Annotated in this window: 18 protein-coding genes; 3 read left to right on the top strand and 15 right to left on the bottom strand. The window is 66.2% G+C overall.

Annotated elements, in window-relative coordinates:
* Positions 1-235 precede the first annotated feature (235 nt).
* The 4 genes from ACVWY5_RS09130 to ACVWY5_RS09115 all read right to left on the bottom strand — a co-directional run bounded on the left by ACVWY5_RS09130 (position 236) and on the right by ACVWY5_RS09115 (position 4,901).
* Complete coding sequence (locus ACVWY5_RS09130) at positions 236-1,270, bottom strand: trypsin-like peptidase domain-containing protein (protein ID WP_028334383.1); 1,035 nt, start codon at positions 1,268-1,270, stop codon at positions 236-238.
* A gap of 224 nt (positions 1,271-1,494) precedes the next feature.
* Positions 1,495-1,944, bottom strand: a complete 450-nt coding sequence (locus tag ACVWY5_RS09125) for a gluconate 2-dehydrogenase subunit 3 family protein (RefSeq protein WP_028334384.1) — start codon at positions 1,942-1,944, stop codon at positions 1,495-1,497.
* A 17-nt stretch (positions 1,945-1,961) separates the two neighbouring features.
* Positions 1,962-3,560 (bottom strand): GMC family oxidoreductase, encoded by a 1,599-nt coding sequence (locus ACVWY5_RS09120; protein WP_028334385.1) that lies wholly within the window; start codon positions 3,558-3,560, stop codon positions 1,962-1,964.
* Positions 3,561-3,677: 117 nt separating this feature from the next.
* On the bottom strand, positions 3,678-4,901 hold the full coding sequence (locus ACVWY5_RS09115) for a cytochrome P450 (protein WP_028334386.1): 1,224 nt from the start codon (positions 4,899-4,901) through the stop codon (positions 3,678-3,680).
* A gap of 234 nt (positions 4,902-5,135) precedes the next feature.
* On the opposite strand from ACVWY5_RS09115, the gene ACVWY5_RS09110 reads away from it, so the two are divergent.
* Entirely contained in the window at positions 5,136-6,770 is a 1,635-nt protein-coding gene (locus ACVWY5_RS09110) for a flavin-containing monooxygenase (protein WP_038377514.1), read from the top strand.
* A gap of 210 nt (positions 6,771-6,980) precedes the next feature.
* Here ACVWY5_RS09110 and ACVWY5_RS09105 read toward each other — a convergent pair whose 3' ends face one another.
* From ACVWY5_RS09105 to ACVWY5_RS09055, 11 genes are all read right to left on the bottom strand, one after another.
* Complete coding sequence (locus tag ACVWY5_RS09105; RefSeq protein WP_028334388.1) at positions 6,981-10,283, bottom strand: carboxyl transferase domain-containing protein; 3,303 nt, start codon at positions 10,281-10,283, stop codon at positions 6,981-6,983.
* A gap of 211 nt (positions 10,284-10,494) precedes the next feature.
* The gene (locus tag ACVWY5_RS09100; protein ID WP_028334389.1) at positions 10,495-11,379 is read right to left on the bottom strand and encodes an ABC transporter permease; all 885 of its coding nucleotides are present in this window, start codon (positions 11,377-11,379) and stop codon (positions 10,495-10,497) included.
* Positions 11,376-12,332: an ABC transporter permease gene (locus ACVWY5_RS09095; protein WP_028334390.1), complete on the bottom strand. Its 957-nt coding sequence runs from the start codon at positions 12,330-12,332 to the stop codon at positions 11,376-11,378. The genes ACVWY5_RS09100 and ACVWY5_RS09095 overlap by 4 nt, the downstream gene beginning before the upstream one ends.
* Positions 12,333-12,335: 3 nt before the next feature.
* Complete coding sequence (locus tag ACVWY5_RS09090) at positions 12,336-13,883, bottom strand: ABC transporter substrate-binding protein (RefSeq protein ID WP_028334391.1); 1,548 nt, start codon at positions 13,881-13,883, stop codon at positions 12,336-12,338.
* Between the two features lie 20 nt (positions 13,884-13,903).
* A complete protein-coding gene (locus ACVWY5_RS09085; RefSeq protein ID WP_028334392.1) occupies positions 13,904-14,908 on the bottom strand; it encodes an ABC transporter ATP-binding protein in 1,005 nt (334 codons plus the stop codon).
* Positions 14,905-15,981 carry an ABC transporter ATP-binding protein gene (locus ACVWY5_RS09080; protein ID WP_051376172.1) on the bottom strand — a complete coding sequence of 359 codons (1,077 nt, stop codon included), beginning with the start codon at positions 15,979-15,981 and terminating at the stop codon, positions 14,905-14,907. The genes ACVWY5_RS09085 and ACVWY5_RS09080 overlap by 4 nt, the downstream gene beginning before the upstream one ends.
* Positions 15,981-18,413, bottom strand: a complete 2,433-nt coding sequence (locus tag ACVWY5_RS09075) for a CoA transferase (RefSeq protein ID WP_028334394.1) — start codon at positions 18,411-18,413, stop codon at positions 15,981-15,983. Before ACVWY5_RS09075 ends, ACVWY5_RS09080 begins: the two co-directional genes overlap by 1 nt.
* Before the next feature lie 173 nt (positions 18,414-18,586).
* On the bottom strand, positions 18,587-20,023 hold the full coding sequence (locus tag ACVWY5_RS09070) for an amidohydrolase family protein (RefSeq protein WP_038377516.1): 1,437 nt from the start codon (positions 20,021-20,023) through the stop codon (positions 18,587-18,589).
* A 109-nt stretch (positions 20,024-20,132) separates the two neighbouring features.
* Positions 20,133-21,158 (bottom strand): ABC transporter substrate-binding protein, encoded by a 1,026-nt coding sequence (locus tag ACVWY5_RS09065; protein WP_028334396.1) that lies wholly within the window; start codon positions 21,156-21,158, stop codon positions 20,133-20,135.
* A gap of 44 nt (positions 21,159-21,202) precedes the next feature.
* Complete coding sequence (locus tag ACVWY5_RS09060; RefSeq protein ID WP_028334397.1) at positions 21,203-21,979, bottom strand: ABC transporter permease; 777 nt, start codon at positions 21,977-21,979, stop codon at positions 21,203-21,205.
* Between the two features lie 2 nt (positions 21,980-21,981).
* Entirely contained in the window at positions 21,982-22,836 is an 855-nt protein-coding gene (locus ACVWY5_RS09055) for an ABC transporter ATP-binding protein (protein ID WP_050387287.1), read from the bottom strand.
* Between ACVWY5_RS09055 and ACVWY5_RS09050 the strand changes: the two genes are divergently transcribed.
* Together ACVWY5_RS09050 and ACVWY5_RS09045 are read left to right on the top strand one after the other, a co-directional pair.
* Positions 22,835-22,996 carry a hypothetical protein gene (locus tag ACVWY5_RS09050; RefSeq protein WP_160321815.1) on the top strand — a complete coding sequence of 54 codons (162 nt, stop codon included), beginning with the start codon at positions 22,835-22,837 and terminating at the stop codon, positions 22,994-22,996. The two genes, ACVWY5_RS09055 and ACVWY5_RS09050, sit on opposite strands and share 2 nt — an antisense overlap.
* Positions 22,997-23,037: 41 nt before the next feature.
* The gene (locus tag ACVWY5_RS09045) at positions 23,038-23,796 is read left to right on the top strand and encodes a GntR family transcriptional regulator (RefSeq protein ID WP_028334399.1); all 759 of its coding nucleotides are present in this window, start codon (positions 23,038-23,040) and stop codon (positions 23,794-23,796) included.
* The last annotated feature ends 161 nt before the right edge of the window (positions 23,797-23,957 follow it).

The following is a 23,957-nucleotide window of genomic DNA, read 5'->3' as shown; positions in this document are numbered from 1 at the left end:
CCCTTCTCCCCTTGTGGGAGAAGGTGGCATAGGCGGCCAACGGCCGCCGTTTCTAAACAACGCCGACGCGCAGCGTCGGCTAGGGCGCCGGATGAGGGGTTCTCGCCACAGATGAGATCGCGGAGGCAGACCCCTCACCCCGCGTCGCTGCGCGAAGCGACCCTCTCCCACATCCGCCTTCGCCAAGGCTACGGCGGACATGAGCGAAGAGGGTGTATCTCGTGCGTGGATGGCATCACTGCTTCGCCGGCTTGCGCTCGATCGGGTGGATGTCGATCGCGCGCAGGCGGCCGAGACGGAGCACGTCCATCGACAGCGTGCGGTCGATCCGGCTGTGATCGAGCGCGCGGATCAGGTCGTCGACGCCGTTGATCTCGATGCCGTCGAGCCGGATCACGACGTCGCCGGGCAGCAGTGCCGCGCGCGCGGCCGGGCTGTCCGGCTCGATCTGCATCAGCAATGCACCCATCTTGTTCTCGACGCCGGCCAGCACCGCGTGCCGCCGCGGCACCGGTGCGGTCTGGCCGGCGACGCCGATATAGGCGCGGCGGACATAGCCGTGGCGGATGATCTCCGACAGCACGAACTGCGCGGTGTTGCTGGCGACCGCAAAGCAGATGCCCTGCGCGCCGTTGATGATCGCGGTGTTGATGCCGATCACCTCGCCCTTCGACGACACCAGCGGCCCGCCGGAATTGCCGGGGTTGAGCGCGGCATCGGTCTGGATCACGTCCTCGATGGTGCGCCCGCTCACCGAGCGGATCGAGCGGCCGAGCGCCGACACCACACCAGCGGTGACCGTCGATTCGAAGCCGAGCGGATTGCCGATCGCGACCACCAGCTGGCCGCGCCGCAGCGTCTTGGAGTTGCCGAGCGAGGCATAGGGCAGATCGCGCGCGCCATCGGCCCGCAGCAGGGCGAGGTCGGTGTCGGGGTCGACGCCGAGCACATGGGCGTCGGTGACGAAGCCCTCGGTGTCGCGCAGGCGGATCTCCTTCGACGATCCGACCACATGGCTGTTGGTCAGCACGAACCCGTCGGGCGAGATCACGATACCCGAGCCGAGCCCGCCGCGCTCGCGCGCATTACGCACCTTCGGCCCGGTTTCGACCCGGACCACGGCGGGGCCGACGCGATCGGTGACGTCGATCACGGCATTGGAATAGGCATCCAGCAAAGCCCGGTCATCGACCTGGGTTGCGACTTGGGCAGCGTCAGCCGTTCGCGGCGACGGCGTGTCACCGGCGGTATCTGAGGTAATATCCAGCATGGCGAGAGTCCTTTGGTCCCCTCAGATGGTGACCGGCTCCCCGCGCCGCAAGTGGTTACGCCCGGCACCTGCCCGATCGGCCAGGATTGTGTCTCTGACGTGTGATTCACTCAGTGTCATTCCGGGGCTCGCGAAGCGAGAACCCGGAATCTCGATGCACGACCTCTCGATTCCGGGTTCGCGACTTCGTCGCGCCCCGGAATGACGGAATGGACTGCACAACACTACGGCGCCCGCCGCAACGTGCCGCCGCGCGCCCTGACCGGATCGAGCAGCGACCAGTCGCCCTCCGGCAGCACATGGCCCTTGGGGAACGGCGCGCGCAGCTCGAGGCCGAGCGAGCGCAGTACGCGGTCGTCGCGGTAGTAGCATTGCAGCACCACGCGGACGAGCGTCGCCGCGGCAGCGCCGCCGCCGGTACGAAACTCCTGCGCCACCGCATCGCGCCTGGCATCGTCGAGCTCGGCGAGCGGCTTGCCCGCGAGCTCAGCCAGATGATCCAGCGCCTGCGCGACCAGCGCGGTGTCGCGGCCGAGCGTCGCCAGCATGTCGGCCTGGATCGCGGCATCGTCCGCACCCGGCACCTTGTACTCGTCACTTTCGGGAACGATCATCGCGGCGACGGTGCGCAGATCGGCGCGCTGGGCTGCGGTCAGTTGTTTTGCATCGGGCATGTCGGTCTCTGGCGGTCTCAGTCGAACAGATTGGCGAGGCGCTGCTTCATCTGGTCGGCGATGTAGAGCGCGAGGGCCTGGATGGTGGAGGTCGGGTTCACGCCACCCGAGGTGACGAAGATGCTGCCGTCGACGATGAAGAGGTTCTTCACATCATGCGAGCGACCCCATTCGTTGACCACCGAGCGCGCCGGATCGGTGCCCATCCGCGCGGTGCCGAGCAGATGCCAGCCGCCCCACGGGATCGGATCGTTGATGCAGATGTCGGTGGCGCCGGCGGCCTCGAGGATCTCCCGGCCGCGCGCCAGCCCGTGATCCATCATCTTCCGGCTGTTCGCGCTGATCGTGTAATCGATCTTCGGCGCGGGGATGCCGTGGCTGTCCTTCAACACGGGATCGAGCGTGACACGGTTGTGCTCCTCCGGCAGATCCTCGCAGATCGCCGACACCGCGAGACGATGGCCGTTGAGCTTGCGGAAGACACGGTGATGATCCTTGCCCCAGGGCAGGATGCCCTTCTGCTCGCTCGCGACCGCCTCGAACACCGGCCCGGCGCCGCGGCCGAACTGGATGCCGTAGCCGCGGACGAAGCCGCGCGACAGATCGGTGTCGTAGAACTCCTTGCTCCATAGGCAGGTCGGCGGCGCGCGGTTGCTGTCGGTCGGCTCCTTCACGAAGCCGTAGATCTGCGCATAGGGGTGGAACATCAGGTTCTTGCCGACCAGGCCCGACGAGTTGGCAAGGCCATTGGGGAATTTGCCTGACACCGAATTGAGCAGCAGCCGCGGCGTGCCGACACCGTTGCAGGCGATGATGACGACTTCAGCCGGCTGAAACTGCTCGACGCCGTCCTTGTCGTAATAGACGACGCCGGAGGCCATGCCGTGTTCGTTGGTCAGGATCTCGCGCACCCGGCAATGGGTCTTCAGCTCGACCCCTGCGCGGACCGCGTGCGGCCAGTAGGTGATGTCGGTCGAGGCCTTGGCACCCTGCGCGCAGGCCGGCGTGCAGTGGCCGAGATTGATGCAGCGCGCCCTGCCCTCGTAATCCATCGTCGCCACGGTCGTGTCCGACGGCCACCAGTGCCAGCCGAGCTTGTTCATGGCGTTGCCGATCAGCGGGCCGGATAGCCCGAGCGGCTGCTGCGGCATCGGCGGATGGCTCAGCGGCGACAGCGGATCACCGGACAGGCCGGAGACACCCATCATCCGATCGTTCTCCTCGAAGAACGGGGTGAGCGCGTCGTAGTCGATCGGCCAGTCGTCGGCGACACCGTCGAGCGTCTTCACCTTGAAATCGGACGGATGCAGCCGCGGCCAGTGCGCGGTGTACATCACCGTCGAGCCGCCGACGGCGTTGAAATTGACGACCTTGATCGGCGAATTGTCGTCGTTGATCGGGTAGTCCTCGGGCCGGCGGCGGACGTTCGGGCTGGACGACCACTCGCCGTAGAACTTCGCCTCCCAGTCGCGCCCGGTGCTCGGATATTCGGCAGGATTCATCCAGCCGCCCTGATCGAGGCAGAGGATATGCATCTTGGTATCGGCGAGGCTCCAGGCCACCGCGGCGCCGGACGCGCCGGCGCCGATGATCAGGACGTCAACGGGATCGTTCATTCGGATTCCTTGTTCTTATGATCCCGTCATTCCGGGGCGATGCGCAGCATCGAACCCGGAATCTCGAGATTCCGGGTCTGGTGCTACGCACCATCCCGGAATGACAAACCCACAACTTCAATTGACGATTCTCACCGGCAAGCTTCGTATACCGCGGATGAAATTGGAATAGAGCCTTTGCGGCGGGCCCATCATCTCAAAACGCAGATCGCGCGCCAGGACCTCCTCCCAGAGGATGCGCAGCTGCTGCTCGGCCAGGCGATCGCCGACGCAGCGGTGGACGCCGGCGCCGAAGGCGAGATGCTGGCGCGGCTTGGCGCGGTCGATGATGAATTCATCGGCGCGCTCGATCTTGTCCTCGTCGCGGTTGCCGGAGATGTACCACATCACGACCTTGTCCCCCTTCTTGATCCGGCGGCCGGCAAGCTCGACGTCGTTGCGTGCGGTGCGGCGCATGTGCAGCACCGGCGTGTGGTAGCGGATGGTTTCGGACACCAGGTTCGGGATCAGCTCGCGCCTCGCGCGGACCAGCTCGAACTGCTCCGGGTTCTCGCACAGCGCCATCAGCCCGGCTGACATCGAATTGCGCGTGGTGTCGTTGCCGCCGACGATCAACAGCCCGATCGTGCCGATGAACTCGCGCGGCTCCAGATTCCGCGTCGCTTCAGAATGCGCCAGCATCGAAATCAAATCGAAGGTCGGCGGCGCATCGACCCGCGCGTCCCACAGCTTGCGGAAATATTCTCCCATCTTGACCAGCTCGGCAGTGCGTTCGGCCTCCGAATGCACCACCGCGTCGGGGGATTCGACGTTGGCGATCGCGACATCCGACCACCAGGTCAGCTTGGCGCGGTCTTCAGAGGGGAAATCGAACAGCGTCGCCAGCATCATGTTGGTGAGGTCGACCGAGACCCGCTCGGCCCAGTCGAAGGTCTCGTTGCGCGGCAGCGCATCGAGCACGGCTGCGGTGCGCTTGCGGATCAGGGCGTCGAAATTGGCGAGGTTCGACGGCGCCACGATCGGCGCCACCGTGCGGCGCTGCGCGGTGTGGCCGGGCGGGTCCATGCGGATGAAGCTCGGCCGCTCCTGCCCCTTCGGCTGGTCCGCGACCTGGATACCGCCAAGCTCGGAAGCCGACGAATAGTTCTGGTGATCCAGCTCGACCGCGAAGATGTCGTCGTAGCGAGTCACCGACCAGTAAGGACCGTAGGCCGACGCCTCGCAATAATGCACGGGATCGTCGCGGCGGAGCTGCGCGAACAGCGGCCGCCAGGTGTCGTCCTGATAAAGCCGGGGATTGCTGACGTCTATGGACATCGGCCTGCGCAGCGCCTCTCCCATCGCTTCACTCCCGCTGGTTCCGTCGCCGCTTGGCGGGCGATCGTAGTGTCGGGCCGACGATAGAGGGAATCCCGCGGCCGAGTAAAGCCGCGGGGCGGACAGTCCGCCGCGCGGAATGCGCGCGGGCCGACGCACCCGGCAAATCCCGATAGCTGCCCCGCTCCGCGATGTTTGTCGGCGGCAGGAAGACCGGTTAGCCTTGCCGGCAATCAATCCATCAGGGAGCAACGACAGGTGGCCGCATCGCGCCAGGACAACAGCCCCGAGACGGCTGCGCTGGACTACGACGTCATCATCATCGGCGCCGGCCTGTCCGGCATGTACCAGCTCTACCGGCTGCGCGAGCTTGGTCTTAGCGCGCGCGTGTTCGAAGCCGGCACCGGCGTCGGCGGCACCTGGTACTGGAACCGCTATCCCGGCGCACGCTTCGATTCCGAGAGCTATTCCTACGGCTACTCGTTCTCGAAGGAGTTGCTCGAGGAATGGGAATGGTCGGAGCATTTCGCCGGCCAGCCCGAGACCTTGCGCTACTGCAACTATGTTGCCGACAAGTTCGACCTGCGCCGCGACATCCAGTTCGAGAGCCGCGTCACGTCCGCGATCTACCAGGACGACACGCGAAGCTGGCGGATCACGCTGGAGAGCGGCGCGCAGCACTCCTGCCGCTTCCTGATCACCGCGATCGGCCCGTTGTCGACGCCGACCCTGCCGCGGATCGAGGGCCGCGACGATTTCAGGGGTCAATCGTTTCACACCGCGCGCTGGCCGAAGGAGAAGGTGGATTTCACCGGCAAGCGCGTCGCCGTGATCGGCACCGGCGCGACCGGCATCCAGACCATTCAGACCATCGCCGGCGAGGTCGGGCATCTCACCGTGTTCCAGCGCACCGCGAATTGGGCGGCGCCGTTGCACAACGGCAAGATCGACGCTGAGACGCAAGCCAGGATCAAGGCCGGCTATCCCGAGATCTTCGCGCGCTGCAAGGAGACCTTCGCCTGCTTCGTGCATACGCCCGATCCGCGCGGCGCGTTCGAGGTGAGCGAAGCGGAGCGCGAGGCGTTCTACGAGAAGCTCTATGGCGAACGCGGCTTCGGCATCTGGCAGGGCAACTTCAAGGATATCCTGATCGACCGCAAGGCGAATGCCACTATCAGCGATTTCGTCGCGCGCAAGATCCGCGAGCGCGTGAAGAACCAGGCGGTCGCGGAGATGCTGATCCCGAAGAACCACGGCTTCGGCACGCGGCGTCTGCCGCTCGAGACCTTCTATTACGAGGTCTACAACCGCGACAATGTCGAGCTGGTCGACATCAAGGCGACGCCGATCGAGCGGATCACGCCGGAAGGCATCCGCACCAGCGACAGGGATTACGCGTTCGACATCATCATCTACGCCACCGGCTTCGATGCCATTACCGGCAGCTTCGACAAAATCGATTTCCGCGGCGCGCACGGTGCACGGCTGAAGGAGAAATGGACGCACGGCCCGGAAACCTATCTCGGGCTGATGGTCGACGGCTTCCCCAACATGATGATGCTGATGGGCCCGCACACCGCGCTTGGCAACATCCCGCGCAGCATCGAATACAGCGTGGATTGGGTCACCGGGCTGATCCGCTTCGCGAAAGCGAAAGGCCTGACCTTCCTCGATGCCACGCCTGAAGGCACCGCCGACTGGACCGAGCATGTCAAAGCGCTCGGCGTCGGCCTGCTCTCCAACGAGGTCGATTCCTGGATGACCGGCATCAACCGCAACGTCGAGGGCAAGCAGACCCGCATCGTCGCCCGCTACAGCGGCAGCGCGCCGGCATATCGTGAGAGATGCGACGCGGTGGCGGCGAAGGGGTATGCGGAGTTGCGATTGGGCTGAGCTTGGGGTCGCTCTCTCGGTGACGCGAGGCGCCTGCCCCATCCACCACTGTCGTCCTGGCGAAAGCCAGGACCCATACGCCGCGGCGGAAGTTGTTGATGGGATCGGTCGTTCCAGCATCGCGCAACAAGCAGCATTTGTGATTATGGGTCCCGGCCTTCGCCGGGACGACACCGAGCTTGTTGCGCGAGTTATATACCCTACGCAGCCCTACCACGCATCGATACATGGTCGCTTGCGGTGGGTCCGCGGCTCGACCTTCGCCACCGAGCGCAGGCCGGCCATGATCCAGTGCCGGGTGTCGGCGGGATCGATCACCTCGTCGATCTCGAGCACCGAGGCGATCGAGACCGCCTTGCCGTTGGCGTAGAGCTCGGCGACCTTGGTCTGGAAATACTTCTCGCGCTCGACCGGGTCCTCGATCGCCTCCATCTCCTTGCGGAAGCCGAGGCGGACATAGCCTTCGAGACCCATGCCGCCGAACTCGCCGGTCGGCCACGCCACCGTGAAGAACGAGGCGTGGAAGCCGCCGCCGATCATCGATTGCGCCCCTAAGCCATAGCCCTTGCGCAGCACGATGCCGAACAGCGGCACCGTGATGCTCGCGCCGGTGACGAACATCCGCGCGACGTGGCGCACGATCGCGGTCTTCTCGGCCTCGGGGCCGACCATGAAGCCGGGCGTGTCGCAGAGCGAGACGATCGGGATGTCGAAGGCGTCGCACAGCTGCATGAAGCGCGCGGCCTTGTCGCCGGCCGGCGCATCGATCGCGCCGCCGAGATGCTTCGGATTGTTGGCGATCAGGCCGAACGGCTTGCCCTCGATGCGGATGAAGGCCGTGATCATGCCGACGCCGAAATCCCTGCGGATCTCCAGCACCGAGCCCTCGTCGGCGATCAGGTCGATCACGTTGCGGATGTCGTAGACCCGCAGCCGATTTTCCGGAATCGCACGGCGCAGCAGCCGCTGGTCCGGCGCCTTCCAGTCCTGCACCGCGCCCTGGAAATAGGACAGATATTTCTGAGCCACCGTGGTCGCCTCGGCCTCGTCCTCGACCAGGATGTCGATCACGCCGTTGGACGACTGGAACGAGACCGGGCCGACCTCGGCCGGATGATAGACGCCGAGCCCGCCGCCCTCGATCATCGCCGGACCGCCCATGCCGATCGAGGCATTCCTGGTGGCGATGATCACATCGCAGACGCCGAGCATCGCGGCGTTGCCGGCGAAGCAATAGCCGGAGACCACGCCGACCACGGGCACCAACCCGGAAAGTTTTGCGAACTGCACGAAGGACGGGCCGTCGAGGCCGGTCATGCCGAGCCGGTCGGTATCGCCGGGACGGCCGCCACCGCCCTCGGCATAGAACACCAGCGGCATGCGCCACTGCTCGGCGAGGCCGAGCATGCGGTCGATCTTCTTGTGGTTCATATGGCCCTGGGTGCCGGCGAGCACGGTGTAGTCGTAGGAGATCACCATGCAGCGCGCGCCGTCGGCGCCGAAATCCTTGGCATTGACGGTGGCGACGCCTGATATCAGGCCGTCGGCCGGCGTGTTCTTGATGAGATCCTCGACCTTGCGGCGGCGGCGCTGCGCCGCGATCGCCAGCGAGCCGTATTCGACGAACGAGCCCTCATCGACCAGCTGCGCGATGTTCTCGCGCGCGGTGCGCTGGTTGGTCTTGCGGCGGCGCTCGACCGAGGCCGGGCGGTTCTCGTCCAGCGTGATCGCCTTGCGCGCGATCAGCTCGGCGAGATCAGACCGGATATGATCGAGATCGATCGCGGCCTCTTCCGCAGCGTGATGGCCGTCGACCTCGGCCGGTTCGAGGAACAGGATCGGCTCGCCATGCATCAGGGTGACGCCGATACCGCCCGCGATCCTGGTGACCCGGCCGCCATGCGGCGCGGTGACGAGATGCTCCATCTTCATCGATTCCAGCACCGCGATCTGCTGGCCGGGACGGACCAGATCGCCCTCCGTGACCTCGATCGCCACGATGGTGCCCTGCAGCGGCGCGGGCACCGGGAGCGATCCTTCTGGGGCCGCTTCGGCGGTAACCGGCTTGGCAACAACGGCTTCGTTCACCTCGACGAGCGGAGGTGCAAGCTCCCTCGCCCCGCCGACCAGCGCCGCCACATGTGTATCGATGAAATTGGTGCTGATCTTGTTCCGCCCAAAGCTCTGATGCGCCAGGATGGCACCGAGGAACGGGATGTTGGTGGCGACGCCGCCGATCCGGAATTCGCGCAAGGCGCGCGATGCCTTGTGCACCACGTCGGTCCATTTTGAACTCGGCGAATGGACGATGACTTTTGCCAGCAACGAGTCGAACGCGGCAGAGGTCCGGTAGCCGGAATAGCCGAAGGTATCGACGCGAACGCCGGGACCGGACGGCAGGTCGAACACACTGAGCGTGCCGCCGGTCGGTTTCGCGATGCCCTTCTCGTCCATTACCTCCATGTTGACGCGGAGCTGCATCGCGTAGCCGCGCGGCAGCGGCACCGCAGCCTGCGCCAACCCGAGCGAGGCCAGCGTGGCGCCGGCGGCGACCGCGAGCTGCGCGCGCACGAGGTCGACGCCGAGCACCTCCTCGGTGACGGTGTGCTCGACCTGGAGCCGCGGATTGGCCTCGATGAAAGCGAACGCGCCCTCACCTTCGCCGGCTTCGTCGTCGACCAGGAATTCGAAGGTGCCGAGGTTGTCGTAGCGCGCGGCGGTCGCGAGCTGCTTCGCCGCTTCGATGATGCGCGCGCGCATGCCATCGCTCAGCGACGGGCTCGGCGCCACCTCGATGAGCTTCTGGTTGCGGCGCTGGATGGTGCATTCGCGCTCCCAGAGATGGCTGATGACGCCGTGACGGTCGCCGATGATCTGTACCTCGATATGGCGGGCCTTTCGGATCAGCCGCTCGACATAGACAGCATCGCTGCCGAACGCCGCCTTGGCCTCCGACTGGCAGCGCGCATAGGCTTCGTCGAGCTTGGCGGCATCCTCGACCACGCGCATGCCGCGCCCGCCGCCGCCGGCGATCGCCTTGATCATCACGGCGGCGCCGGCGCCGAGCGCGGCGAAGAACGCCTTTGCCTCGTCCAGACTGGTCGCGCCCGAAGTGCCGGCAATGATCGGGACGCCGCATTTTTTTGCCAGCGCCTTTGCCTTGGCCTTGTCGCCGAACAGGTCGAGCGCCTCCGGCGACGGGCCGACGAAGGTGATCTTCTCCTCGGCACAGCGCCGCGCGAGCTGCGTGTTCTCGCTGAGGAAGCCGTAGCCCGGATGCAGCGCGTCGCAGCTTGCGGCCTTGGCCGCCGCAATCACCGCCTCGATGTCGAGATAGGCCCGCGCGCCATGGCCGGGAATCTCGCGCGCCTCGTCGGCGGCGCGGACATGGAGCGAAGCCGCATCATCGGCGGGATAGATCGCAACCGTGGCAAGGCCGCTTTCGCCGGCGGCGCGGGCAATCCGGATCGCGATCTCACCGCGGTTGGCAATCAGCAATTTCTTGAAGGACATGATCGGTTCCGTAAGTTTGCTTACCTCGCCCCGCTTGCGGGGAGAGGTCGAAGCCGAAGCGAAGCGTAGGCTTCGGGTGAGGGGGACTCTCCGCAGGCTCGCTCGTGGAGACTCCCCCTCACCCGAAATTCGCGCTGCGCGCAAATTTCGACCTCTCCCCGCAAGCGGGGCGAGGTGAACACAGCGCGGCATCCCGTCAGCATTTGTACCCCTAGCGATCCTTCATGGTCGGATCGAGCACGACGCGCAAGGACTCCCCGAGCGCATTGAACGCCAGGGAGACGACGAGAATGGCAAGGCCCGGCGCATACATCTGCTCCGGCGCAATTTCCATGTATTGATAGGCGCGCGCCAGCATGGCGCCCCAGCTCGGGTCCGGCGGCTGGATGCCGAGGCCGAGGAACGACAGGCTGGCTTCGGCCAGCAGCGCGGCCGCGAGCAGGAGCGTCACCTGCACGATGACCGGTTGCAGCGTGTTCGGCAGCACGTGGCGCCACAGCACATGCAAGGTCGGCGCGCCAAATCCCCTGGAGGCATCGACATAGAGCTCCTGCCGCACGATCAGCGTGCGGGCGCGGACGATGCGCGCCAGCGCCGGACACATCGTGATGCCGACCGCGATCATGCCGTTGGTGAGCCCGATGCCGAGCGCGCCGGTGACGGCGATCGCCAGCACGATGGCGGGGAACGACAGGAAGGTGTCGATGATGCGGCCGATGATCTCGTCGATCCAGCCGCCGAAATAGCCGGCGATGAGGCCGACCGGCAGCCCGATCAGGACCGCGACGCCGACCGCAAGCAGGCTGGCATAGACGGTGGCCGGCGCGCCGTAGATCAAACGCGAGAAGATGTCGCGACCGAGATCGTCGGTGCCGAGCAGATGGGCCGGCCCCGGCGGCGCCAGCATGTTGTTGACGTCCTGCGCGGTCGGCGCATAGGGCGCGATCCAGGGCGCGCCGATTGCGACGACGACGAGCACCACGAGCACCAGGATCGACAGCGCGGCGCGGAGGTCGCCGGCGAGCCAGCGCACAAAGCGCCGCAGCCGCGTCGGCCGCGCCGGTGCCTTCAGGGGAGCGAGCGCCATGTCGGTCATTGCTCGATCCTCGGATCGACCGCGGCGCACAGCAAATCGGTGATCAGGTTCACCGCGATGACAACGACCACCATGGTGAAGACGACGCCCTGCACGATCGGGAAATCGCGCTGGATCGCGCCGCGCACAATCAGGCTGCCCAGACCGGGAATGGCGAACACCGCCTCGATCACCACGGTCGCCGCCAGCATGCGGTTGACTAAAAGGCTGATGATGGTGAGCAGATTGACGCCGACATTCTTCAGGCCGTGTTGCCAGAGGATGCGGGACATCGACAGCCCCTTGGCATGCAGGGTGCGGACATATTGCGACGACAGCACCTCCAGCAGCGCCCCGCGCAGCTGGCGCGCGACCTCGGCCATGCCGTAGGCCGCGATCGCGATGCCAGGCAGCAGCGCATGCCTGATCGCATCGACCGGCGAGGCGCTGAAGGATTTTGCGCCGGTCGCCGGCAGCCAGTTCAGCTTCAACGAGAATTCCGCCACCAGGATCATCGCCAGCCAGAAGCCGGGCACCGCGACGCCGAGTGAGGCCAGCATGCTGATCAGCTTGTCGATCCAGCCGCTCGGCTTGATCGCGGCCATCACGCCCATCGGGATGCCCGTGACCAGCGCCAGCGCCAGCGCGATCACGACGATCAGGAGCGTGTTCGGAAACGCGCGCCCGATCGAGTCCGCGACCTTCTCGCCGGTCAATAGCGATTGCGAGAGATCGCCTTGCGCGACATTGCCGAGCCAGGCGCCATATTGCACTAGGAACGGGCGGTCGAGACCGTAGATCTTCCTGATCTCGGTGATCCGTGCGTCGGTCGCGTTGTCGCCCGCCAGCGTCACGGCGATGTCGCCGGGCACCAGCTTGAGCAGCGCGAACACCATGAAGGTCGCGAGCAGGATCACGGGCAGCGCCTGCACGAGGCGGCTGCCGACGACCCTGACCGGTGACCGTCGCGCCATCGCCTAACTCCCGAGCCAAACGTCGTCGTATTTCGGCTTGCCGAGCAGGTTCGGTCGATAGCCCTGCACCTTCTTGTTCATGGCGACCAGCTCGAACTGGAACGCCAGCGGCGCGACGAAGGCGTTCTCCATCACCAGCCGTTGCACGGTGGAGAACGCCTTGCGCCTGGTGTCGATGTCCTCCGAGGCGCGCGATTCCTTGATCGCGGCCTCGAGCTCGGCCGGCACCGGCGCGCGGCCGCCATTGTAATAGGCGTCCTTGGTGAACATCAGCGAATAGGTCAGGCTCGGGTCGGGCCGGCCGGTCCAGGCCGAGAGCAACCCGGCGCCCTTCTTCTCCGGACCGAAGAAGGCGGCAGAGGCCTCCGCGACCGGGGCGTTGACGAAGCGCGCGTTGATGCCGGCCTTGCGCAATTGCTCGATCAGGATCTCCTGACGCTGCACCGAATCCTGGTCCGGATAGCCGCCGAACTCGATCTGGGTGCCCTCCTTGAAGCCGGCCTCGGCGAGCAGCTTGCCCGCCTTGTCGGGATCGTAGGGGTAGAGTTTGGCGACCTCGGCGTCATAGGCCCAATGCGCCTTCGGCAGGTTCATGTAGGCCGGCTCGGCGAGGCCGGCGAGCGCGGCCTTGACGAAGGATTCGCGGTCGATCGCGAAATTCAGCGCCTGGCGGACCTTGATATTGTCGAACGGTGGCTTCGCCCAGTTCAGGAAGATCTGGAACACGTACAGCGTCGGGCCATGCACCACCTTGACGCTGGAGGCGCGCTCGATGATCACCTTCTGCCGCGGCGGCAGCTGGTAGATCAGATCGTTCTGACCAGCGGTGACCGAGCGGGCACCGGTGGTGAGCTCGGGAATGATCGAGATCTCGATGCCGTCGGGAAGCGGCCGCTCCGGCTTCCAGTATTTCTCGTTGCGCTTGACCACGATCTTCTCGCCGTCGGCCCAGCTGACGAACGAATAGGCGCCGGCGCCGACCGGCTTGCGCGTCACGACGCCGCCCTCGGCCGCCTTCAGCGCCGTCGGCGACACCATCATGCCGGCGCGGTCGGAGAGAATCCCGGGCAGCGCGGTATCGGGTGTCTTCAGCTTCAACGTCACCTGCTGCCGGCCAGTGACCTCGACCGCGGCGACCGAGAGCAGGTCGGCCTTGATGTTCGACTTCGCATCGCTGCGGTTGCGCTCGAGATTGAACTTGACGGCTTCCGCATCGAGCGGCGTGCCGTCATGGAAGGTGACGCCGGCGCGGATGTCGAGCACCAGCGTGGTGGGGTCGGTGAACTTCCAACGCTCGGCAAGACCGGGTTTCGGCTTCAGCGTGTCGAACTCCCATTCGGTCAGCGTGTCGTAGATCGTGAACAGGAAGGCGTGGTCGGAGCCGGCGCCGCCGGTCGCGGGATCCAGGCTCGACGGATTGGCGGGCGCCGAGATGCGCAAGGTGCCGCCCTTCTTCGGCGCGCCTTCCGCGAAGGCGCGGCCGCCGAGCGTGGTGGTGGCGAGTGCGCCCGAGATCAGCGCCATAACCTCGCGTCGTGTCGTCATCGTCATGGCGTCATCCTCCGGTGTTCTTAGTTCGATGAAAAATTCGGGCGGTCGGCGAAATGGCAGGCCACCCAGTGGTCGGGCTTCAGCTCGCGCCACTCCGGCACACGCGCGGTGCAGAGCGGTTGCGCATGCGGACAGCGGGTGCGGAAGCGGCAACCCGAGGGCGGATCGATCGGGCTCGGCACCTCGCCCTGCAGCACGATACGGCTCTCCTGCCGCATCGAAGACGGCAGCGGCCGCGGCTCGGCCGACAGCAGCGCGAGCGTGTAAGGATGCAGCGGCCGCTCGGCGACCTCTTCGGTCGGCCCGAGCTCGACGAACTGGCCGAGATACATCACCGCAACGCGCTCGCTGATGTGCGAGACAACGGCGAGATCATGGGTGATGAAGACATAGGTCAGCCCGAGATCGCGCTGCAGATCGGCAAACAGATTGAGCACGTCGCCGCGGATCGACATGTCGAGCGCGGCCACCACCTCGTCGCAGACGATCAGTTTGGGTTTCAGCGTCAGCGCGCGCGCGATCACGACGCGCTGCTTCTGGCCGCCGGACAGCTGATGCGGGTAGCGCGCGCCGAATTCCTGCGGCAGGCCGACGCGCTCGAGCGCCTGCCGTGCCAGCCGTTCGCGCTCGGCACGGCTGCCGACACGTGCGAGCTCCAGCGGTTCCAGCACCGAGGCCAGAATGGTCATGCGCGGATTCAGCGCGGCGTTCGGGTCCTGGAAGATGATCTGATAGTCGCGGCGATGGTTTTGAAACTCCCGGCGCGGCAGCGCCAGCGGATCGATGCCGTCATGCAGGATGGCGCCGGCGCTGGGATTGAGCAGGAACACCAGCGCGCGGCCGATCGTGGTCTTGCCCGATCCGGACTCCCCGATGATGCCAAAGGTCTCGCCGCGGCGGACGTCGAAATTGACGCCGTCGACCGCCTTCACGGTGGCGCGGCGGTCCGAGGTCTGGAAGCGGACCTGAAGGTCGCGCACCGAGACGATGGCGTTGCGGCGGGGCTCGGCACCGGCTGTGGTCATTGCGTCGCGACCTTCGCGCCAACCGGCGCCGAGGGCGGATGCAGCGCGCCCGGCAGATCGAGCTCGGCAAAGCGCCAGCAGCGCACTCTTCTGCCGCCGCCGGCGTCCTGCAATTTCTGCTCGGCCTCGCAGCCTTTCGTGGCATGCGCGCAGCGGGCCCGGAAGCGGCAACCGTTCGGCATCTCCGCGATCGACGGCACCCGGCCCGGGATCGACGGCAGGCGGCCGTGGCGCGAGCTCAAATGCGGCAGCGAGCGCAACAGTCCCGACGTATAGGGATGCAGCGGCCGCACCAGCGCCTCGTCGACCGTGGCGTCCTCGATCACCTCGCCGGCATACATCGTGATCATCCGCGTGCAGGTCTCGGCGACGACGCCGAGATCGTGGGTGATCAGCATCAGCGCGGTCTTCGAGGTCTCGCTGATGTCGCGCAGCAGCTCGAGGATCTGCGCCTGCACGGTGACGTCGAGCGCGGTGGTCGGCTCATCCGCGATCAAAAGCTGCGGCCCGCAGATCAAACTCGCCGCGATCATCACGCGCTGGCGCATGCCGCCGGAGAGCTGATGCGGATAGTCGTCGATCCGCCGCTCGGGCGAGGCGATGCCGACCCGGCGGAGCATCTCCAGCGTTTTGGCGCGCGCCTCTTCATGGCTGACGTCGGTATGGACGCGCAGCGTCTCGGCGATCTGGTGGCCGACGGTGAACACCGGGTCAAGCGCGCTCATCGGCTCCTGGAAGATCATCGCGACCCGCTTGCCCCGGATCGCGCGCATCTGCCGCGCGCCGCAGGAGGCGAGATCGACGCCGTCGAACAGGATCTTGCCGTCGAGGCCGGCAAAATTGCCCGGCAACAGCCGCAGGATCGACAGGCCGGTAATGGTCTTGCCGCAGCCGCTCTCGCCGACGATACCGACGCGCTCGCCGGGCGCGATGTCGAAGTCGATGCGGCGCGTCGCCTGCCAGACGCCCTGCGCGGTCTTGAAGCGGATGCCGAGCCCCCGCACGGACAGCAGCGGCCGCGCGCCGTCGCGCGCCCCCTCCACCCTGCGCTGTGCCGGCTGGCCTGCCTCCATCAGCCCGCCGCCCGCTTCTTTTCTTTCACCAGCTGCTCCTCCATCAGCATCTCGGTGCCGATGATGCCCTCGCGGGTGAGCTCATCGAGCTCGGCGTCGGAGAGCCCGAGCATGCCGCCGAGGATCTCGCGGTTATGCTCGCCGAGCGTCGGCGGCACCGAGCGGATCGCGAACGGCGCATCACTCTCGCGAAACGGCATCGACGGCTGCGGATGTCGTCCGATGAACGCGCGGTCGACCTGCTGGATGAAGCCGCGAGCGTGGAGCTGCGGATCCTCCAGGAGATCGATCGGCAGCCGCGCCACGCCGGAGGCGACACCTTCGGTCTGCAGCGCGGTCATCGCCGCATCGGCATCGCGCGCCGCGGTCCAGGCCGTGATCGCAGCCTCGATCTCGGCCTCGATGGCGCGGCGGCCCCCGGCCGTCTTGAGCGCCTCGTCCGCTGCCCAGTCCTCGCGGCCGAGCAGCCGCGCGAGCTTTGGCCACATCGCGTCGTCGGACACCGCGACGACGATCCAGTTGTCTTCGCCGGCGCAGCGAAAGCAGCCATGCGGCACGAAATCGGGATGGCGGTTGCCGTATTTGGTCGGCGGCCTGCCACTGGTCGAATGCGCCACGATCCAGGGCGCGGCGAACGGCATCATGCATTCGATCTGCGCCAGATCGATGAACTGCCCCTGCCCGGTCAGTTTGGCGTGGATCAGCGCGGTCAGCACCGCGGCGGCGCCGTTAAGCCCGCCCACGGCGTCGCCGAACGCGGTATGGCTCATGACCGGCGGACCATCGGGATCGCCGACCACGCTGGGCAGGCCGGAGCCCTGCTCCAGCGTCGAGCCGTAAGCGCGGCAATCGCGGTGCACGCTGCCGGCGCCGAACGCCGACATCGACATCATCACCAGCTTGGGATTGATCTCGCTCAGCACGTCGTAGCCGAGGCCGAGCTTGGGCAGCACCTCGACCGAATAATTGTCGACCACGAGGTCGGCATCGGCGAGCAGGCGCTTCGCCAATTCAAGCCCCTTCGGCCGGGTCAGATCGAGCGTGATGCCGCGCTTGTTGCGGTTCATGATGCAGTAGCGCACCGACTTCTCGTACATCTGCTCCAGCACATAGGCCGGACGGCGGTCGACGCCGCGCCACCAGTCCGGATACTGGGTCGCCTCGATCTTGATGACGTCGGCGCCGAGATCGGCGAGCGTGCGGGTACAGATCGGCCCGGCCCAGCCCATCGAAAAGTCGACGACGCGGATGCCCTCGAGCGGCAAGCGATCGGTTGCAGCGGGCTTGGGCGCCGGCACGCGCGGCGCCGCCTCGCGCCTCGCCTGCTGCTCGCCGAGATCAGGCACCCGGCCGCCGCGCAGCGGCGGCGTTGCGGTCAGCCGCTGCATGGTGCCGGCGGAAAAGCCGGTTTCGTCGCCGACGGTGATCGGGACGATGGCGCCGCGGGCGCGCTTCTCCTCGTCGGCGATGAGATCGGAGATCTCCGGCACCGGCACGATCGGAATCTTGCGCCTGAGGCCTTCGGCAAACCACTCCTGCGCGGTGCGCTGCTTCAGCTTCGGCAATATCCTGCCTTCGATCTCCGCGACATGGCGCAGCCGGTCGACCCCCATGACCAGCGTCGGATCGTCGCGCAGCTCGTTGAGCCCGAGCATCTCGCAGAACGCGCGCCACTGCGCCGGGGTCACCGTGGTGACGCCGAGCCAGCCCTGCTTGGTCTCGTAGATGCCGACCGGAAAGGTCGGCCAGAACCGGTTGACGCCGATCCGCCGCATGATGTCGCCGCGCTGGAACGCCTCGAACATGATGTATTCGGTGACGGCGATAGAGGCCTCGAACAGGCTGAGATGGTTTTCCCGCCCGCGCCCGTCCTGCATACGGCCGAGCACCGACGAGGCGGCGGCGATGAAACCCCACAGCCCGCCCAGAATGCCGATCTGGAAATCCGGCGCGTGCATCGGCGGCCCTTGCTCCGGACCGACCAGCTTCACCAGTCCGGTCAGCGCGCGGATCGTGGAGTCCGTCGCCGCGAAATTGGCGTAGGGACCGCGATCGCCGAACCAGGCGAGGTCGAGATGGATCAGGCCAGGATTATCCCGCTTGATCGCGTCGAGATCGATCTCGGGACAATCCGCCGCGGCGATGCCGCGCCCGTCGAGCAAGATGTCGCAGCCGACAATCAGCTCCCGCAAGCGCGATGCCGCGCCCGCATCGCCCGTGCTGAGCACGACACTCGACTTGTTGAAGTTGAGAAACGCGAACCACGCGCTCCGGCCTTTGGGCGTCAGCGGCGCGGTGCGGCGAAGCGGATCGCCGTGCGGCGGCTCGACCTTCTGCACATCGGCGCCGAAATCGGCAAACAGCCGCGCGCAATAGCTCGTCGCCGCAGCACTTCCGATCTCGACAATCCGCAGATGCGACAACGCGCCCATCAGGCTTCCTCGCGACACATGACCAGCCGGTGACAGCGGCTGATTCAGTTTTTTTGTTGAATGAACTTGAAGCCGCGCGACGAGTGTGATGCAAGTGGAATTTTCTTCCGCTTGACGGAATTAGCGAGCGTATGACCGAAGTTGCTGCTCGGCGCTAAGCGAAGATTGTGCAGCTAATTGCAGGTGAGCTGCGCTTCGAACCAGTGTTGCACTGAGTTCGACAGTCGCGGCCATGCGCGCAAGACATGCGCGTATGAGGCAGCGCCCGCGCGGGTGATGCCGCGCAGTTCCTGCTCAATGGCGGGAAGATCAACACCGAGGCACCGGCCGGCCTTGGCGACGGTGCGACCATCGACCACAAGCTCTGACATCAGCGACGCATTGCCGCGTGCGAACAAGAGGTCGAGCGGATCGGCATCGAGAATCTGATCACGCTCGAGGCGGTCGAGATCGATGCTGACGAAATCGGCCGGCGCACCGACCGTGAGCTCGCCGGTGCCCGGCGCGCCGGTGGCGCGGCGGCCGTTGCGGATCGCGAGCGTGAAGAATTCCTGAGCAGTCCATGTACGCTTGAAGCCGAGACCACCGTGCATCATCTGCACCAGCCGCATCTCGCGCAGCACGTCGTCATCCTCATCGAGCGCGAGGCCATCGACGCCGACCGCGATTGCACAGCCGCAGCCGTGCGCGGCCGCGATCGGCGCCAGCCCGGAGCGCAGATGCAGATTGGAGGAGAAATTGGTGACAATGCGCGCACCCGACGCCGCGATCATCTCGAGCTCGTCAGGCCGAGCGTGGATGCAATGCGCAAGCGTCAACCGCTCCGAGAGGAAACCGATGTCGCAGAGATAGCGGACGATGCCGCCGGGGAAATACCGGTCGGCCCAGGCGCGCTGGTAGGTCGTCTCGAGCAGATGCATATGGATACGACGGCCGGTCCGCGCCGAATTTTCCGCGACGGCCTCCAGCAGCGGCTTCGAGCACCACTGCACGCCGGCCGGCCCGAGCTGGACGTCGACCTTCGGCCCGCCAATCGCCGCAGCGATCGCGTCGGTCAGCTCGATATAGGCCTGCGGCGACATCGGGGCGCGCACGAACAGCTGTTCGATCGTCTTGCGGTCATCGGCCGGAAGACATGACAGCACCGCTTCGCTGTCGCCATAGACAATCGGGTTCTGGTCGCGCACGGCGATGGCAAAGGCGATGCGGATGCCGACATCGCCGGCGGCGCGCGCGATCGCCCTGGCTTCATCGAGCAACGGCATGGTGCCGCTCGGGCGGGTGTAGTGCACCATCATGGCGGCGCAGCCGGCCTGCGCTGCGCGGGCAAACGCCGAGGCCGCGGTGAGATACGGATCGACCGGCGTGCCGACCACCGTGCGCAGGATCCAGCTCTCCAGGGGCATGCCGACCGCGCCGAAGCTCGAGGCCTGCGGGCGGGCGTGGTCGTGGGCGTTGACGAAAGCGGGGAGGATGAGGGAACGCGGGCCTGTCGCCGGGCGCGCGGTTTCGGAAATATCGGCGATGATGCCGGCGTCGTGACGGAGCAGGACGTCATTGCGGATCTCGAGGTCAGAAGCGGAGAACAGACGGGTTGCCGTGACGTCCATCGACCTTCTCCGCTTGGTCGTCGTTGCGAGCTCAGCGAAGCAATCCCCCTCTCCGCTAGGGGAAAGCTGGATTGCTTCTTCGCTTCGCTCCTCGCAATGACGCGTAACCTCAATTCGCCGTATACACCAACTCCCGCTCCGCGCGCGGCGGCAGGAATTCCCGCGAAAACACCTCGGCGGGGGCCGGCGTGCGGGCGAGCTGGTAGCCTTCGACGATGAAGCCGATGGCGCGGGCCATGCGGTCGTCCTTGACGTCGCCGATGCCGATGTCCTTCATCTCCGGCGAGACGATCAGCTTCTCGAAGGAATATTGCAGGCGGCGCTTCTCGACATCGACATTGATCAGATTGTCGTAGTTCAGCGCCGCCTTCATGGCGGCGTTCTGGTCCTTGGCGACCGCGATCGCGCCCTTGTTGATGGCGCGCACGAGGCCGGCCACCGCCTTCGGGTTCGACGCGATCAGCTTGCGCGAGACCATCACGCCGTTGGAATAGAGGTCGAGCCCGTAATCGCCGAACGAGAACCATTTGAAGTCCTTGTCGGGGTCCTGGCGGTTCAGCACCAAATTGAAATAGCTTGTGATGTTGAACACCAGCGCGGCGTCGATGTCGCCCTTGATCAGCATCGGCTCCTGCAGGTTCGGCGCCATGTTGGAGACCTTGATCTTCTCGCCGTCGAGCCCGTTCTTGTGCACGAACACCGGCAACAACCGCGTGGTCGGCGTGCCCTGCGCGCCGCCGAGCGTATGGCCCTCGAAATCCTTGATCGACTTGATGCCGCTCGAGTTCTTGGCGACGATCGCGAACGGCGGCTGGTTCCACATCATGTAGACCATGATCGGCGCATCCTGCGGCTTGGTCGCGGCGTTCTGGATGATCGCGTTGACGTCGCCGAAGCCGGCGTCATAGGCGCCCGACATGATGCGCGTCACGGTCGCGCCGGAGCCCTCGCCCTGGTCGATCACGACATTGAGGCCCTCTTCTTTGAAGTAGCCGTTGTCCTTGGCGTAGAAGAACGCGGCGTCCGAGCCTTGCGTCTTCCAGCCCAGCGTGAACTTGATGGTGGTGTCCTCGGCGCGCGCGGGACCGGCGACCAGGGCCAATCCCAACAGCGCGGCGCTTATCTTTCTCAGCATCGAGATCTCCTTAAGCTTCATTGCTTGACGGTTGACGAAGTGTCTCAAGTGGCGATGACATTGTCCTTGCGCGTCGCCCAGCCGGTGACCTGGCCCTCGATCAGCGAGAACAGGACGTAGAGCGCAACGCCGAGACCGGCGAGCACGAACAGCCCGGCGAACACCAGCGGCACGTTGAAATTGGAGGACGCCGTCATCATAACGTTGCCGATGCCGCGGTTCGACGCGACGGTTTCCGACAGCACCGCACCGACGAAGGCGTAGGAGACCGCGACCTTCAGCGAGGCGAAGAAGAACGGCATCGTGCGCGGCAGCCCGACATTCCACAGGATGTCGAACTTGCTGGCGCCGAGCGCCTTCAGCACGTCCTCGAGCTCGGGTTCGGTGGTGGCAAGACCGGTGGCGATGTTGACGACGATCGGGAAGAAGCAGATCGACAGCGAGGTCAACACCGCCGGCACGGTGCCGGAGCCGAACCACAGCACGAAGATCGGCACCACGGCGACCTTCGGGATCGACGAGAAGCCGACCAGCAGCGGATAACAGGTGTCGTAGGCGGTTTTTGACACCCCGATCACGGCACCGAGCGCCAAGCCGAGCGCCACGCCGAGCACGAAGCCGATCATGGTGGTGACCAGGGTCTGCACGATGTGCGGCCACAGGATCGGGAATTTCTCGAACAGCGTGACGAAGATCTGCGACGGCCGCGGCAACACGAGGTCCGACATCCCCGTCATCAGGCAGAACAATTCCCAGGCGACGAAGAACAGCACGATCAGCGCCGCGGACCAGGCCTTCTGCCTGATGTCTGACGTGGACATGGTCAGGCTCCCTCTCGCGCCGCGGTGCGCGCATCGACGATGAAGGCGCGGAGCTTCTGGTTGAGCGCGACGAAGTCGGGCTCGAAGGTCATCGCCACGGTACGCGGACGGGCGAAATCGACCCTGGAGTCGTCGAGGATGCGGCCGGGCCGCGCGCTCATCACGCAGATGCGGCTGGCGAGGAAGCCGGCCTCGCGCAGATCATGGGTGACCAGCAGCACGGTCGGCCTGTGGGTCATCCAGAGCTGCTGGAGGATTCCCCACAGCTCCTCGCGGGTGAACTGGTCGAGCGCGCCGAACGGCTCGTCGAGCAGCAGCATGCGCGGCTCGTGGATCAGCGCGCGGCACAGATTGGCGCGCTGGAGCATGCCGCCGGAGAGCTGCCACGGATAGCGGCCGCCGAATCCCTTCAGCCCGACCTGCTCGAGCAGCGCATTGGCCTTGTCGCGGAACTCGGTCTTGCGCAGCTTGCGGAATTGCGAGCGGAACGGCTCGACGATCTTCAGCGGCAGCATGATGTTCTTTTCGATCGTCATCCACGGCAGCATGGTCGGGTTCTGGAACGCCATACCGACGCGCATCGCGCGCGCCGCGACCTCGCGGCCGCCGACGATGACGACGCCGGTGGTCGGCCGCGTCAGGCCACTGACCAGCCGCAGGATGGTGGACTTGCCGCAGCCGGACGGGCCGACCAGCGCGACGAACTCGCCCTCGGCGATCCGCAGCGTGGTTGTCGACAGTGCCGGCACGGCGCGGGCGCCGCGGCCGAAGGTCACGGAGGCGTCCGACAGCTCGATCGCGGTCGGCGCGGATCCGGCGGCCATCGGCTCGCCGGCAAATTCGGAGTTTGGTTGCATGCGCATCACGAGCAAAGTGCATGCAAACTGGATGCCAGCGGCCGCCGCGTTGAAAATCAAGGGGATCGCGCATTCCGCGCCCAAATGGCCGGATTCCTTTTGGGCAATCCGTGGCTCAAACTGCATGCAATTCGAGCGCCCGATTGCTTTGGCGGTATGATAAAGAGGCGTTCGAAGCAGCTTCGAGAGGGATTCGCGGCAATGGCGGGGCGCGCCGACAGCGGCAAGACGGCTGAATCGTCAGACAAGGTCAGCGTGATCTGCCGCGCGCTGCGGCGCGCGATCATCGAGCAGGCGCTGGAGCCCGGCGCCAAGCTGCCCGAGGATTCCCTCGGCGAGCGCTTCGGCGTCAGCCGCACCATCGCACGGCATGCGCTCGGGCAATTGGCGGCGGAAGGCCTGGTCGAGCTGCGCCGCAACCGCATCGCCGTGGTGGCGACGCCGAGCTGGCAGGAGGCGCGCGATGCCTTCGACATCCGCATCGAGCTCGAGCGGCTGGTGGTGCGGCAGCTCGCGGGCAAGCTGACCAAGGCGCAGATCGCCGAGCTCACAGCCCATGTCGACGCCGAGGATCGGGCCCGCGACGGCAGCGACGCGGTGTCGATCCGGCTCGCCACCGAATTCCACATCCTGCTCGCCCACATGACGAACAGCCCGATCCTGGTGCGCTATGTCAGCGAGGTCGCCTACCGCTGCTGCCTGACGCTGTCGCTCTACAGCCGGCCGCATTCATCGGAATGCGCGATCAACGAGCACCGCGCGATCATCGCCGCGCTGGCGAAAGGCGACGTCGACAAGGTGATGGGGCTGATGCACAGCCACCTGGATTCCGTGGCGACCCGCGCGCTGGTCGCGCCAAGCCCGCAGCGCGGGCGCGATCTGCTGGATATTCTGGCGCCCTATGCCGACGAGGCGAGCGGCGAAAAGATGGTGAAGCTGCCGAAGGCGGCGCGGCGCTGATGCTCTCACCTCGCCCCGCCTGCGGGGAGAGGTCGGATCGCATCGCAGATGCGATCCGGGTGAGGGAATACAGGTCCATCCGCGGCCGATACTCGCGGATGCAGCCCTTCACCCCGACCCTCTAAGAGCGAGCTTCGCTCGTCTCGACCCCGCAAGAGCGG

It is taken from the genome of Bradyrhizobium sp. USDA 3256 (assembly GCF_054058275.1).
This window is presented reverse-complemented; position numbering and strand designations above follow the sequence as displayed.

Coding starts and splice junctions, on each gene's coding strand:
- ACVWY5_RS09090 (WP_028334391.1), bottom strand. CDS start 13,883: ATGACGATGACGACACGACGCGAGGTTATGGCGCTGATCTCGGGCGCA.
- ACVWY5_RS09120 (WP_028334385.1), bottom strand. CDS start 3,560: ATGAACGATCCCGTTGACGTCCTGATCATCGGCGCCGGCGCGTCCGGC.
- ACVWY5_RS09105 (WP_028334388.1), bottom strand. CDS start 10,283: ATGTCCTTCAAGAAATTGCTGATTGCCAACCGCGGTGAGATCGCGATC.
- ACVWY5_RS09130 (WP_028334383.1), bottom strand. CDS start 1,270: ATGCTGGATATTACCTCAGATACCGCCGGTGACACGCCGTCGCCGCGA.
- ACVWY5_RS09080 (WP_051376172.1), bottom strand. CDS start 15,981: ATGGAGGCAGGCCAGCCGGCACAGCGCAGGGTGGAGGGGGCGCGCGAC.
- ACVWY5_RS09095 (WP_028334390.1), bottom strand. CDS start 12,332: ATGGCGCGACGGTCACCGGTCAGGGTCGTCGGCAGCCGCCTCGTGCAG.
- ACVWY5_RS09050 (WP_160321815.1), top strand. CDS start 22,835: ATGCGCATCACGAGCAAAGTGCATGCAAACTGGATGCCAGCGGCCGCC.
- ACVWY5_RS09070 (WP_038377516.1), bottom strand. CDS start 20,023: ATGGACGTCACGGCAACCCGTCTGTTCTCCGCTTCTGACCTCGAGATC.
- ACVWY5_RS09115 (WP_028334386.1), bottom strand. CDS start 4,901: ATGGGAGAGGCGCTGCGCAGGCCGATGTCCATAGACGTCAGCAATCCC.
- ACVWY5_RS09055 (WP_050387287.1), bottom strand. CDS start 22,836: ATGCAACCAAACTCCGAATTTGCCGGCGAGCCGATGGCCGCCGGATCC.
- ACVWY5_RS09065 (WP_028334396.1), bottom strand. CDS start 21,158: ATGCTGAGAAAGATAAGCGCCGCGCTGTTGGGATTGGCCCTGGTCGCC.
- ACVWY5_RS09045 (WP_028334399.1), top strand. CDS start 23,038: ATGGCGGGGCGCGCCGACAGCGGCAAGACGGCTGAATCGTCAGACAAG.
- ACVWY5_RS09075 (WP_028334394.1), bottom strand. CDS start 18,413: ATGGGCGCGTTGTCGCATCTGCGGATTGTCGAGATCGGAAGTGCTGCG.
- ACVWY5_RS09100 (WP_028334389.1), bottom strand. CDS start 11,379: ATGACCGACATGGCGCTCGCTCCCCTGAAGGCACCGGCGCGGCCGACG.
- ACVWY5_RS09085 (WP_028334392.1), bottom strand. CDS start 14,908: ATGACCACAGCCGGTGCCGAGCCCCGCCGCAACGCCATCGTCTCGGTG.
- ACVWY5_RS09060 (WP_028334397.1), bottom strand. CDS start 21,979: ATGTCCACGTCAGACATCAGGCAGAAGGCCTGGTCCGCGGCGCTGATC.
- ACVWY5_RS09125 (WP_028334384.1), bottom strand. CDS start 1,944: ATGCCCGATGCAAAACAACTGACCGCAGCCCAGCGCGCCGATCTGCGC.